Raw genomic sequence first — 14,277 nt, forward strand, 5'->3', positions numbered from 1 at the left:
TAATACATAATTAAAATTAATTATCAAAAATATTCTTTATTTTTACTTGAAATTTGTTCTAATATATGTAGAATAATATTTAAGTAGAATAAATTGTAGGAGGCTTAAATGACAAGACACATAGATTTTTTTGAATTCAATAACTCTATATTTTCAATGATTAGAGAGATATCACATAAGATAGATTTACTTTTACAAGAAACAGCTCAAGAATTGGGTGTAACAACCCTTCAACTTAAGATGATTATGACCCTTTCAGCATCAAAGGATGCAGTTTCTATTGGAAATCTTGGAAAATCCATAGGTGTAAATGGGGGAAATATTTCTAATATTTGTAAAAAATTAGAAAAACAAGGCTTTGTTGATAGAAACAGGTCTGATGAAGATGAAAGAGTTGTTAATGTAAAATTAACAGATAAAGGATTAGATGCAGCAAGCAAGGTTAGCAAATATTTTGATAAAATCAAACCAGAAGTTGATGAGAAAAATATAAATGCTAATTTGAAAACTATAATAGATGAATTAGGTTCATTAGATAATTTATTAGATGAATATATTGTTAGGAGTGGTTTATAGATGCCATCAATAAAAAAGGGCAAGAGACCTCTAGTCTACTATTGGATAATTGCCATAGTCGCCTTTTTGGTTATCCAACAAATATTACAACCAATTAGGGCAGAAGGAAAACCAAAAGAGATAACATATTCTCAATTTGTTTCCATGATTGATAATGGACAAGTTAGGGAAGTTACAAAAGATGATTACAACTATACTTTCACAGCTGTAGTTGATGGAGATAAGCAAAAATTTATTACAGGCTTGTGGCCAGATACTGACCTTACTGAAAGATTATTAGAAGCTAGTAAAAAACACAAAAATTTAACCTTTACTAAGGAAGTTGAAACAAAAATGAGCCCATGGCTTACACTTTTTGTCACAAGTATACTTCCACTTTTATTTTTGCTTTTAATTTTTTATATGGCAAACAGGTCCCTATCAAAAACCATGGGAGGCCGTGGTGGTGGAGACTTTATGAATTTTGGAAAGTCAAATGCCAAAATTTATATGGAAAACAAAACTGGAAAAACTTTTGCTGATGTTGCAGGCCAAGAAGAGGCAAAAGATAGTTTAAATGAGGTTGTAGATTTTCTTCATGGACCTCAAAAATATAAGGAAATTGGTGCTGTTTTACCAAAGGGTGTCTTACTTGTAGGTCCTCCAGGAACAGGTAAAACTTTACTTGCAAAAGCAGTTGCAGGTGAGGCTAATGTTCCATTTTTCTCAATTTCAGGTTCTGAATTTGTTGAAATGTTTGTAGGAATGGGAGCAAGTAAGGTTCGTGATCTTTTCAAACAAGCAAAGGAAAAGGCTCCTTGTATAGTATTTATAGATGAGATAGATGCCATTGGTAAAAAACGTGATGTTTCTGGATATTCTGGAAATGATGAACGTGAGCAAACCCTAAACCAATTGTTAAATGAAATGGACGGATTTGATGCGACTGAAGGAGTAGTTTTATTATCTGCAACCAACAGACCTGAAATCCTGGACCCAGCTTTAACAAGACCAGGAAGATTTGACAGAAGAGTTCAAGTAGAACTACCTGATTTAAAGGGTCGTGAAGACATATTAAAAGTTCATGCCAAAAAAATTAAGCGTGAAAATGACATTGACTATGAAGAAATAGCAAAAAGAACTGCAGGAACCTCTGGAGCTGATCTTGCAAATATTGTAAACGAAGGTGCTCTAAGAGCTGTTAGGGAAGGACGTAATAGGCTAACCCAAATTGACCTTGAAGAATCTATAGAAACAGTTATAGCAGGAGCTCAAAAGAAAAATGCAGTTATTTCAGATGATCAAAAGAAAATTATAGCCTACCACGAAGTAGGACACGCTTTAGTTGCAGCTATTCAAACACAAAAAACTCCAGTAACAAAAATCACTATAGTACCAAGAACTGGTGGAGCTTTGGGTTATACAATGACTGTCGATAAGGATGAGAAATTTATCATGACCAAGCAAGAATTGTTTGATGAAATTGTAACCTTGGCAGGTGGAAGAAGTGCTGAAGAGTTAATCTTTAATGCAAAAACAACCGGAGCAAGTAACGATATAGAAAAGGCTACAGCCATAGCAAGAAATATGGTAACAATTTATGGTATGGATGAAGACTTTGACTTTATGCAACTTGAACAAATCCAAGGAAGATACCTTGGTGGTCAAAGGTCTATGATAGTTTCAAATGGAACTGGAGATAAGATTGACCAAAAGGTAGGAAAAATCATAGCTCAAGCTCACATGAGAGCTATAGAAATTCTAAAAGATAATCTTGATAAACTTCATGAAATTTCAGACTTCCTTTTAAAAGAAGAAACAATTACAGGCGAGCAATTTATGAATATATTAAATAAAAAACCTGTAGAAAATGAAGAAGTTAATTCTGATAAAAAATTAGAAGAAAATCATGATAAAAAAGACCAAGATTCTAGTGAAAACTCAACCGATGATTTGAAAAAAGAATTGGAAGATACATTAAAGGAAAATGAACCTGACCATGTAATAGCCCTAGGATCAGATGAGAAAGATGATAAAGATAAAAAAGAAGATTAGTAAAATTAAAAGCCCCTCGGGGCTTTTTTTTTATAATAAAAAAATGGATTTTCACCTGCACATTTAAGCTTTTTGGTAAAAATCCTCTATGTAAATAGCCTCAATTAAGAGACTATACAAAAACAATTTCTCTAGTGTTAACGATAATTGTCTTGCCTTTTCATTGTACTCAATTGTTGGGAAAAATCAAAACTTTTCCTTGAATCTTTAAATTTAGAATAATATAGTATAAATATTGAAAGAAAAAAATTTAAAGGAGTATATATGAAAAAAAACAAGAGCAAAAGATGGATAGCTGTTGCTATTGCCCTACTTTTGTTTGTGGCATCTACTATTGTATCAAATAGGGGTGAAAAGCAAGCTGAGAAAAAAAGTGAGGAATTGAAAAACCAATATTTTAACCAATTCAATCCTTTTTCTGCAACTGCAAATAAAAAGACTCTTGAAAAGGGAGATAGCAAAAACAAAATAGCTGTTTTATCTTATGAGGGAGCAATTGGAGACGGACAAGTTTATGATGACTTTATGGACCAACTTGACGATGTATATGATGATGATTCTGTTAAGGGACTTATTATGCAAGTAAATTCCCCAGGTGGAGCTGTTTATAATTCTGAGCAAATTGCCAATAAAATCAAAAAAATTCAAAAGGATAAAAAAATCCCGGTATTTACTGTTATGAAAACCATGGCAGCAAGTGGTGGATACTATATTTCTGCCCCAACTGATAGGATTTACGCCTCAAACGAAACCCTTACAGGATCAATTGGTGTAATTATGTCATCAACATCCTTCCAAGGTCTTTTTGAAAAATATGGAATTAAACAACAAAATATTACAACTGGAAAGATGAAAGATGCAGGATCTGTTGGCAAAGATATGACAGATGAGCAAAAAAAATATTTCCAAGACCTCATAAATTCTTCCTTTGATAGGTTTGTAAAAATTGTATCCCAAGGTAGGTCTATGAAGGAAGATGAGGTTAGAAAACTTGCAGATGGTAGGGTTTATGATGGAGCTCAAGCCAAAAACAATGGTCTTGTAGATAAGATTGGTGATTTAGACCTAGCTATAGAAGATATGAAAAAAGATTTCAAATTAAATAATCCAGAAGTCTACCAATATGATGATGATATGGCTTCATTTTCTAGATTTTTTTCTAAAGCAGAAAATCTTTTAAATAAAAATTCTTCATCAGACCTTTCAATCATAAAAGAGTTAATGGAAAAAGATTCCCCACTACCAATGTATTATTATGGAAAATAGGTGATAAAATGGAAAATATGGAAGTAATTGAAAATAATACTTTAAATAATCAAAAAACAATATCCATACCTAAATTTGCCTATGCAGGATTTTTCTTAAGACTTGTGGCCTTTACTATAGATTCAATAGTTGCCTATTCTTTTTCAAATATTATTTTGAAAATTTTTCAAATAAGCCCGGATTTAACCTTTATGAATATAGAATTAAATCCTTTTATAGAAACGGGAATTTGCCTGTTGTACTTTTTCATCCTAACTTATTTGAATAATGGCCAAACTTTAGGAAAAATGGCTGTAGGAATTAGGGTCATATCCCTTAGTGATGAAAAATTATCATTTTTTGATTGCTTAGTTAGGGAAGTTTTTGCAAGATACATTCAAAATTTCATAAAAATCTTGTATTTAATAGTAGGATTTAGCCCAAACAAACAATCCTTGGCAGATATGCTGGTGGATACTGTAGTAATAAAAGATGATGTAGTAGATTATCTTTTTGAAAATTAAATAAGAATTAAGAATATTATGTTTATATAAATCCTCAAGCACGAATATCGAACTCCCAAAATTGTCGATTTCTAAATTTCAAAATTCTAAAATCGCAAACTCGAGCAAAGCTCTCATACAGTGCGATTTTTAACGAATTTTTAAATTTGAAATCAATACAATTTTTTACGTATGATATTCTTAGCATGAGGATTTGCATACTGTCAATACCTGAGATATATTTTGATTTTTCAAGATATATCTTTTTTTGTGGAAGTTTTTAAAATTTTATTATATTTTTAAAAATTATAAGTATTTTATACTTTTTAAAGGTCAGATCTTGTGGTATGATTGTTAGGTAGAAAATTTGGAGTAAACACAATATATAGTGTATTAGATATAAAAATAACAATATTTAGGGGTGAACATGGAAGTTAAAAAAGAGATGGAAAAGTTGTTGACTTTGAAAGAGAAAAGATAAATCGTGCAATCTTTAAATCTTTTAGGTCAGTAGATTCTGTAATTAGTGAAGAAAATTTGGATAAAATTTCTCTAAATATAGAAAATACAATCAAGGAAAGATATCCCAAAGACCACGTGGTTACAGTTGAGGAAATTCAAGACTTGGTTGAGCTTGAATTAATTGAAAATAATTATTACAAGGAAGTAAAATCTTATATTCTTTATAGGGCAAAACACAATATGGATAGGAAGGTCTTAACAGATTTTGAATCCTATATTGATGATGACTATACCCTTTCAATAATTAAGGATATTAATGAAGAATATGATAATCAAAGATACCCAATAGAATCCTTATATTTGAAATTTGAATCATTTACCAAGGCAAATATGACCAAGGAGGCCTTGTTAAACGCCCTTATCAAGGCTGCAAGTGAGCTTACAAGTAAGGAAGCTCCAGATTGGGAATTTATTGCTGCAAGATTTATGATTCATCTTATAAATTTAAAAATTAGCCTTAGCGAAGAAAAATATGAAATTGTTGATTTTAGGTCAAAAATCCAATATCTAACTTCAGTTGGTCTTTATGGAGCATATATTTTAGAATCTTATACTAACAAAGATTTAGAGGAGTTGGGAGCTTATTTAAAAGAAGAAAGAAATAAGCTTTTTACCTATTCAGGTCTTGATTTAGTTGCAAAAAGATATTTAATAAAAACTTTTGAAGGTGAATACATTGAAAGTGTCCAAGAAATGTTTATGGGAATTTCAATGCACCTTGCCATTGGCGAAAAAGATAGGGTATCTTTTGCAAAAAAATTATATGATATCTTATCCCAATTAAAGGCAACCATGGCAACTCCAACCATGACCAATGCCAGAAAGCCTTTCAACCAACTTTCTTCATGTTTTATAGATACAGTTCCAGATACCTTAAAAGGAATCTACCGTTCAATTACAAACTTTGCCCAAGTTTCAAAACACGGAGGTGGAATGGGACTTTATTTTGGAAAAGTTAGGGCCCAAGGTTCTGATATTAGGGGAATAAAAAATGTAGCAGGTGGAGTTATAAGGTGGATAAAACTTGCCAATGACACTGCAGTTGCCGTTGACCAATTAGGGGTTAGACAAGGGGCTGTGGCTTGTTATTTGGATATTTGGCACAAGGATATGCCAGAATTTTTATCCCTAAGAACAAATAACGGTGATGACAGGATGAAGGCCCACGATATTTTCCCAGCAGTTTGTGTTCCAGATCTTTTCTGGAAAGAATGTAGGGATAATATTGGTGGAGATTGGTACATGTTTGATCCTCACGAAGTTTTGGTAAAATATGGCAAATCAATAGAAGATACCTATGGGGAAGAATTTGAAGAATTTTACCATAAGCTTGTAAAAGACAAAGAAATTTCAAAAAGAGTAATTGCAATCAAAGATTTGATTAGACTTTTGATAAAATCATGGACAGAAACAGGAACACCTTTTGTATTTAATAGAGATGCAGTAAACAGGGCAAATCCAAACAAGCACAAGGGAATTATCTATTCCTCAAATCTTTGTACAGAAATTGCCCAAAACATGAGCCCATCAGAGACAGTAAGCGAAGAAATCAAAACTGTTGATGGGGAAACAGTAATTGTAAATACAACCAAACCTGGAGATTTTGTAGAATGTAATCTCGCAAGCCTAACTCTTGGAAATATTGATGTAAATGACAAGGAAGAATTGGAAGAAGTGGTATCAACAATAGTAAGGGCTCTTGATAATGTAATAGACTTAAATTACTACCCAACTCCTTATGCAAAAGTAACTAATAAAAAATACAGGGCAATAGGTCTTGGAACAAGTGGTTATCATCATATGCTAGTTAAAAATGACATAAAATGGTCAGAAGAAGAAGCCCATCTTGAATTTGTAGATAGGGTTTATGAAGATATAAATTATTTTGCCATCAAGGCATCAAATGAAATAGCCAAAGAAAAAGGATCATATTCTTGTTTTGAAGGAAGTGATTGGGATAATGGCAATTATTTCAAACAAAGAGGATATGAAAGTCAAAGATGGGAAAAATTAAAAGACCAAGTTCACAAAAATGGACTTAGAAACGGATATTTATTGGCAATTGCTCCAACAGGATCAACCTCAATAATTTCAGGAACATCTGCAGGAGTTGACCCAATAATGAACAAATATTTCCTAGAAGAAAAAAAAGGAGCAATAGTGCCAAGAGTTGCCCCAGGACTAAATACAAAAACTTTCTGGCTATACGAAAATGCCTACAATATTGACCAAAATATTTCAATGAGAGCATGTGGAGTAAGACAAAGACACATAGACCAAGCCCAATCAGTAAATGTTTATATAACAACAGAATACACAATGAGACAAATTTTAAATATCTACCTAACAGCATGGGAAGCTGGAGTAAAATCCCTATATTATGTAAGAGGAAAATCTCTAGAAGTTGAAGATTGTGATTCATGTGCGTCATAAATTTATTTTTTAAATAATATAAAATTAATTACTTCGGATTTGGGGGAAGAAAGGGGGAGTTTCGATTCTCCCCTTTTACTACGCTAACTTACTTTTTAAAATTAAAAAAATCTTAAATCAAAATTCAATTTAGAATTAAAACTACGAATAAAGTCCACGGTATAATTATTGAAATTGTACCACTGGCACAATTTCAATAATTATATCCCCAAGCCCTTACTTTATTAACCCCCTGCAACCGACCGCTGCGCGGGCTAATTTTGTAAGAAGCTTCGCTTCTTTCAATTTAGTATTAGGATTTTATAGAAAAAATTGGGTAAATAAGAATTAGGACTTATTTTAATAAAGGAGAAAACATGGAAAAAAAATATAAGGAAGAAGTTTCTAAAAGAGGAATTTTTAATGAAGAAGGGGATATTGACCTTTCTAAAAGAAGAATTATAAATGGAAATACAACCAACCTTAATGACTTTAACAATGTAAAATACACATGGACAAATGATTGGTACCGTCAAGCCATGAACAATTTCTGGATTCCAGAAGAAATTAATTTAAACCAAGATATTAAAGATTATAGAAATTTATCTAAGGCTGAAAAAAAGGCCTATGATAGGATTTTGTCATTTTTAACCTATCTTGATTCAATCCAAACAGCAAATTTGCCAAATCTTCAAACCTATATAACAGCAAATGAGATAAATCTTTGCCTTGCAATCCAAACCTACCAAGAGGCAATTCACTCCCAATCCTATTCCTACATACTAGATACAATTTGCTCTCCTGATGAGAGAACAAGAATTTTGTATTTGTGGAAGGAAGATGAACATCTTTTAAAAAGAAATAAATTTATTGGTGACCAATACAATGAATTTATAAAAGATGATAGTGAATTTAATTTGATGAGAGTTTTGATTGCAAATTATATCCTAGAAGGAATTTATTTCTATTCAGGATTTTCATTTTTCTACAATCTTGGAAGAAATGGAAAAATGCCAGGAACTGTCCAAGAAATTAGATATATTAATAGGGATGAAAATACCCACTTGTGGTTATTTAGGTCAATGATAAATGATTTAAAAGAAGAAAGACCAGATTTATTTACTGATGAATTAAAAGAATTTTACCTATCCTTATTAAAAGAAGGAGTAGAACAAGAAATTGCCTGGGGAAAATATGCCATTGGAGATGAAATCCAAGGCTTAAATTCACAAATGATTGAAGATTATATAAAATATTTGGGAAATCTAAGGGCAAAAGGACTAGGACTTGGAAAAATTTATGAAGGTTATGAAGAAGAGCCTCAATCAATGAAATGGGTAAGCGAATATTCAGATCCAAATCAAGTAAAAACAGACTTCTTTGAAGGAAAAGTTTCAGCTTATTCTAAATCTTCAGTTATTGAGGATGATTTATAAAATATAAAATTTTAAAAAGGAACTGACCCTTATAAGTTAGATTAAAAACTAACTTATAAGGGTCAGTTTTTTTATTTTAAATACCTATAGAAAAATAAATTGTAAAAAAAATTACATCTTTCAAAAACATGATGATACTTATTGTTTTTTTTTATACAATTTTGTATAATAAAAAGCGATAGTGATAATCGATATCGAGATACCCGTTTTTTTGTAAAGTACTTTATGAAAAGTAATAATTTTAGAAGGGAGAGGATAGAAAAAAATATTAGTTGATTTTGGAAAAAATAACTAGAGCATTAAATTAATAAAATCGATTTATATGAGAATTATTGTATTTATTTGATAAATCATTGCTAGTACAAAAAATTTAAGAAAAACAAACATAATATCAAGTTGACTTTTCTTATTTTGTAAAAATGCAGTAAATATAGAAAAGCTATGGTTATTTTCACCAATATCAGACATAAAAATCGAATATTTTAGATGAATTTTTAAAATAAGACTTTGTAGTCAAAATAATATTTAAGATTTTTTATCTTAAAAAATCAAAGGCCTAGGTAACTTTATAACCTAAATATACTTTATAAAGAGGAAAGATGAAAAATACATTTTTAAAAAAAGCCTTGACCTTATTTATCGTAAGCTTGGCATCTGTAGTAATGATAAAGTCGTCAATATTTGCTTTTGAAAAAAATCAAAGGCTCAGTGCAGTTAAAGAACAAAAGATTCTACATAGTAAGGTTAGAATTTCAAAAGATTTAAAAGATGGACAATATGAGGCAAGTTCAGAAGGCTATGGTGGCTTATTAACTGTTAGGATAAGCATTGAAAATGGGAAATTAACTGATATTAAAATAATATCCCACAATGAAACAGAAGAATATTTTAAAAAAGCCCTAGCAGTAATAGATGAGATTTTAAGAAAAGGAAGCGTAAATGTAGATTCGGTTTCAGGAGCTACAATATCATCAAATGCAATAAAAGATGCTGTAGCAAAAGCCCTACAAAAAGCTGGATCTAAGGAAAAAATAAAAGTAAAAACTAAAAAGAAAGACAGAAAAAAAGTTGAGGGATTAAAAGATGGTGAATATCTTGGCAGTGCAAATGGTTATGGTGGAATATTAACTGTAAAAGTAACTATAAAAAATGGAAAGATAAGTGCAATAGATGTTATTTCTCAAAATGAAACTCCACAATATTTTAGAAGAGCTTATGCAGTTATAAATCAAATTTTAAGTACTGGAAGTGTAAATGTAGATTCAGTTTCAGGAGCGACTGTGTCATCAAATGCACTAAAAATGGCAGTAGCTGATGCAATCCAAAAAGCTGGTTCAAAACAACAAGCCAAGGTGCAAGCAGTAAACAATTCATCAAATGCAAATAATAGGAGAGGTAATCTTGCAGGAAGCGTTACAATAGGAAATGAGGACCTTAAAGATGGAGTATATACAGGATCAGGCCAAGGATACAATGGACCTATAAATGTAAGAGTTACCATATCAAATGGATTGATAAAAAATATAGAAATCCTATCTTACAGTGATGATAACCCATACTTTAATCGTGCAAGAAGTGTTTTATCAAGAATATTAGGAAAACCAGGAAAAAGCGTAGATACAGTATCTGGTGCAACCTACTCAAGTAGGGGAATAATTGATGCAGTAAACAATGCAATAGCAAAAGCTGGATCAAAAAATCAAAAAGTAAAACAAACAAAACCTAGTCCTTCAAAGAATAAAAAATCAAATAAAAATCAAAAGATAGGAAAGTCTATAGGAATAGGTAATAGTAATAAGAAATTAAAAGATGGTATCTACGAAGGAATATCAGAAGGCTTCAATGGTCCAATAAAAGTTAGAGTAACCATATCAAAAGCTTCAATAACAAGAGTAGAAATCCTATCCCACCAAGAAGATGACACATACTTTGCCAAGGCAAAATCCGTAATAGAAAAAATATTAGGAAAACCAGGAAAGAGTGTAGATACAGTATCTGGTGCAACATTTTCAAGTGGGGGAATAATAAATGCAGTAAACGATGCAGTATCAAAAGCTGGAGGGGAAACAATCCCATCAATCCCTGATAAAAAACCAGATGTAAAACCGGGTGAAAATCCTGGCAAAAAACCAGAAGAAAAACCAGGTAAAAAACCTGAAGAAAATATAGATGATGCACTCAAAAAATATTACAACAACCAACCACTCAAAGATGGAGAATATACAGGATGGGGAATAGGTTATATTAATACTAAAAAGACAAAAACATATATAAGAGTTGAAAATGGAGAAATTTCAGAGATAAAAGTAGGATTAAATTCGGAATATGGCGACGATATGGGACCATTTAGAAAAAAAGCAGAAAAAATACTTTCTTTCCTAAAAGGAAAAGAAGCTAGGTTAAATATTGCAAAAATGGGACTTTACAGAGAATATTTTGAAATAATTAGAAATAGCAAAAATCCTAAGGAGAAAGTAGCTGACTTATTTGGAAAAGAATATCTAAATCATTTAAAAGGATTTAGAGGTGATAATTCAGAATCAGACCTAACTTTACTTTCAAGAACTGTAAAAGCATACATGTCAAATCGTTATGGTTCAAAAGACTTATTTGATAGCATTTCAGGAGCAACTGTAAGTGCAAGTGGAATTTCAGCAGCAACAAGAGAAGCGGCAGAAAAATCCTCAAATGATTACAAAACAAATACTGATGTAAAAGAAATTTCAATAATTTCACCTAAAAATAAGAATATAGAAGTAAACAAGGGCGAAGGGGTTGATTTTTCTGAGCTTAAAGTAAAAATTACAAAAAAAGATGGAAGTTCAAAAGAATTAGGATGGAAAGATTTCCAAGCTAATGGAATTAGCATAAAAGATTCAGATGGAAAAACAATTGAAAACGGAAATGACCTAAAGAAATATGGCGATACTAGAATTATTAAGGCAAAAGTAGTCCATGAAAAATCACTATCTTATGATGACTTTAGAATACTAGTTGGTAAGTATAGTAAAGATTATATAATCGGCTTGGAATATAGTGCTGACGGTAAAAAATGGTACAAGCTAGATAAGGTAGATATGGATTATGCAGATAGCCGTAATATAGCAAGTCATCAAACAATTGATGCTCCAAAATCATTTGAATTTGAAAAAGTTAAAATTCGTCTAGTATCAAAGAAGGGTAATCGCTATGAATATGTAACGGACAAATTGCCTGTAAATAGACAAGTCCAATACAAATTACTAGAGGGAGATAATCCAAACCTACCAAAGATTATATATGCAAAATTCGAATTATCTGGAAAAGAATCAGATAAACATTTGGTAGAAGAAAAAGAAAATGGACAAAAAGAAAAAGAAAAACCACAAGTAAAAGAAGAAATAGAAGTAGACCAAAAAGTAATCGATACAAGCCTTATGGAATCAAACGGACAAAAATGGATAGAAGGTCAGTCAATAAGACCAGCCACAGTAAGAAGCCTTGATCCAGAAGCAAAAATAGTTGGTGAAATAGAAGGACTACCAAAAGGCTTAACATTTGATGGAAAAACCATAACAGGAACAATAGATCCAATTGACAAAGGATGGCCAGAAGACGGAAGTGGTTTTAAAACAATTAAACTAAAATTCAAGGCAGAAAAAGGCGACAAGCTATTAGTAAGAACAATCGAATATTGGCTATACAGAGATAAGGACAGAGATGGAATTTCTGACGATGACGATATAGACCAAGGTGAAAAATTTACACCACTAAGAGCAAACACACAAGCAATAATAGTTGATGGTAAAGCCCCAAGCCTAGAAGAATACAAGGCAAAATTCTCAAATATACCAAAAGACGGCTCGGTAGAAGTAAGCTTTAAAAAAGAACCAGACTATAGCAAAGTAAGTGAAAGACCACAAAGAGTCTACCTACAATTCAAAGCGAAAAATGCAAAACAAGTAGGAGAAGCATACGTGATGGTAGTGGTGAAAAAAGCTGCTGAAAATGAAAAACCACAAGGAAAAGAAGAGATAGAAGTAGACCAAAAAGTAATAGATACAAGCCTTATGGAATCAAATGGGCAACAATGGATAGAAGGAAAAGAAATATTACCAGCGACAGTAACAAGTCTTGATCCAGAAGCAAAAATAGTTGGTGAAATAGAAGGACTACCAAAAGGCTTAAAATTTGATGGAAAAACCATAACAGGTACTCCAGAAAGAAGTGACAAAGGATGGCCAGAAGATGGAAGTGGCATAAAAACACTGACATTAAAATTTAAGGCAGAAAAAGGAGATAAGCTATTAGTAAGAAAAATAACTTATTGGTTATACAGAGATAAGGATAGAGATGGACTTGCAGATGGTGACGAAAAAGATTTGGGTGAGAAATTCACGCCTCAAAGGGCAAATTCACAAGCAATAATAGTTGACGGTAAAGCCCCAAGCCTAGAAGATTACAAGGCAAAATTCTCAAATATACCAAAAGACGGTTCGGTAGAAGTAAGCTTTAAAAAAGAGCCAGACTATAGCAAGGTAAGCGAAAGACCACAAAGAGTAAGCCTACAATTCAAAACAAAAAATGCTAAAGAGATAGGCGAAGCTTATGTAATGGTTGTAGTGAGAAAAGCTGTTAAAAAAGAAATAGAAGTAGACCAAAAAGTAATAGATACAAGCCTTATGGAATCAAACGGACAAAAATGGGTAGAGGGTCAGTCAATAAGACCAGCCACAGTAACAAGTCTTTTAGATGGTGCAAATATAATTCCAGAAATAGAAGGCTTGCCAAAAGGTTTGAAATTCGATGGAAAAACCATAAGTGGAACTCCAGAAAGAAGTGAAGAGGGATGGCCAAATGATGGAAGTGGTTTTAAAACTATAAAACTAAAATTCAAGGCGGAAAAAGGCGATAAGATTTTAGTAAGAACAATTGAATATTGGTTGTACAGAGATAAAGACAGAGACGGCATATCTGATGATGAAGATATAGACCAAGGTGAAAAATTCACACCTATAAGCTCAAATAGACAGCCAATAATAGTAGAAGGCAAAGCCCCAAGCCTAGAAGATTACAAGGCAAAATTCTCAAATATACCAAAAGACGGTTCGGTAGAAGTAAGCTTTAAAAAAGAGCCAGACTATAGCAAGGTAAGCGACAGGCCACAAAGAGTCTACCTACAATTCAAATCAAAATATTCAAAACAAGTAGGAGAAGCCTATGTAATGGTTATAGTAAAAAAGGCTGTTAAAAATGAAAATAGTCAAGATAAATCTTCTAGCAAAAAGGCTATAAAGAAAAAGGAAAATTCTAAAAATAAAATAGAAGAAAAAGCTTCTTTAAAACCTTCTGTAAGTGAGAAAAAATATCCTGATAAAGATGAATCGAATAAAGATTCTGGTAATAAAGAGTTAGAAAAAACTGAAAAAGAAAATAGTGAAAGCGAAAAAGATTCTCTCAAAATTCAAAGCACAAAAAACTCTCAATTGCCCCCTTTAGAAAATAATAAAGAGGAAATTATCATTGATGAAAGTAAAAATCCTATTGAAAAGGAACAATAAGCTTATGAA

Annotated in this window: 6 protein-coding genes and 1 pseudogene; all 7 read left to right on the forward strand. The window is 31.7% G+C overall.

The genetic code is table 11. From position 1 onward, the window contains the following. The first annotated feature begins 108 nt into the window (after positions 1 to 108). The 7 genes and pseudogenes from ANHYDRO_RS08625 (at position 109) to ANHYDRO_RS08655 (ending at position 14,268) form a co-directional block, all read left to right on the forward strand. Positions 109 to 576 (forward strand): MarR family winged helix-turn-helix transcriptional regulator, encoded by a 468-nt coding sequence (locus ANHYDRO_RS08625; protein ID WP_004816362.1) that lies wholly within the window; start codon positions 109 to 111, stop codon positions 574 to 576. Continuing rightward, on the forward strand, positions 577 to 2,610 hold the full coding sequence (gene ftsH, locus ANHYDRO_RS08630; protein ID WP_004815796.1) for an ATP-dependent zinc metalloprotease FtsH: 2,034 nt from the start codon (positions 577 to 579) through the stop codon (positions 2,608 to 2,610). It begins immediately after the preceding gene. Between the two features lie 264 nt (positions 2,611 to 2,874). Next, positions 2,875 to 3,876, forward strand: coding sequence for a signal peptide peptidase SppA (gene sppA, locus ANHYDRO_RS08635; protein WP_004815799.1), 1,002 nt, complete (start codon positions 2,875 to 2,877; stop codon positions 3,874 to 3,876). Between the two features lie 8 nt (positions 3,877 to 3,884). Continuing rightward, positions 3,885 to 4,379 (forward strand): RDD family protein, encoded by a 495-nt coding sequence (locus tag ANHYDRO_RS08640; RefSeq protein ID WP_004815800.1) that lies wholly within the window; start codon positions 3,885 to 3,887, stop codon positions 4,377 to 4,379. A 417-nt stretch (positions 4,380 to 4,796) separates the two neighbouring features. Then, positions 4,797 to 7,313 (forward strand): annotated as a pseudogene (locus ANHYDRO_RS08645) (ribonucleoside-diphosphate reductase subunit alpha); the annotation flags it as partial. 356 nt (positions 7,314 to 7,669) lie between these two features. Continuing rightward, positions 7,670 to 8,728 carry a ribonucleotide-diphosphate reductase subunit beta gene (locus ANHYDRO_RS08650; protein ID WP_004815803.1) on the forward strand — a complete coding sequence of 353 codons (1,059 nt, stop codon included), beginning with the start codon at positions 7,670 to 7,672 and terminating at the stop codon, positions 8,726 to 8,728. Between the two features lie 599 nt (positions 8,729 to 9,327). Then, positions 9,328 to 14,268 (forward strand): FMN-binding protein, encoded by a 4,941-nt coding sequence (locus ANHYDRO_RS08655; protein ID WP_004815807.1) that lies wholly within the window; start codon positions 9,328 to 9,330, stop codon positions 14,266 to 14,268. Positions 14,269 to 14,277: the final 9 nt, after the last annotated feature.

Origin of the sequence: Anaerococcus hydrogenalis DSM 7454 (assembly GCF_000173355.1) — a bacterium.
GTDB lineage: Bacteria > Bacillota > Clostridia > Tissierellales > Peptoniphilaceae > Anaerococcus > Anaerococcus hydrogenalis.

Bases quoted from the DNA above. Each gene is read 5' to 3' on its own strand.
- ANHYDRO_RS08625 (WP_004816362.1), top strand. From the start codon at position 109: ATGACAAGACACATAGATTTTTTTGAATTCAATAACTCTATATTTTCA.
- ftsH (WP_004815796.1), top strand. From the start codon at position 577: ATGCCATCAATAAAAAAGGGCAAGAGACCTCTAGTCTACTATTGGATA.
- sppA (WP_004815799.1), top strand. From the start codon at position 2,875: ATGAAAAAAAACAAGAGCAAAAGATGGATAGCTGTTGCTATTGCCCTA.
- ANHYDRO_RS08640 (WP_004815800.1), top strand. From the start codon at position 3,885: ATGGAAAATATGGAAGTAATTGAAAATAATACTTTAAATAATCAAAAA.
- ANHYDRO_RS08650 (WP_004815803.1), top strand. From the start codon at position 7,670: ATGGAAAAAAAATATAAGGAAGAAGTTTCTAAAAGAGGAATTTTTAAT.
- ANHYDRO_RS08655 (WP_004815807.1), top strand. From the start codon at position 9,328: ATGAAAAATACATTTTTAAAAAAAGCCTTGACCTTATTTATCGTAAGC.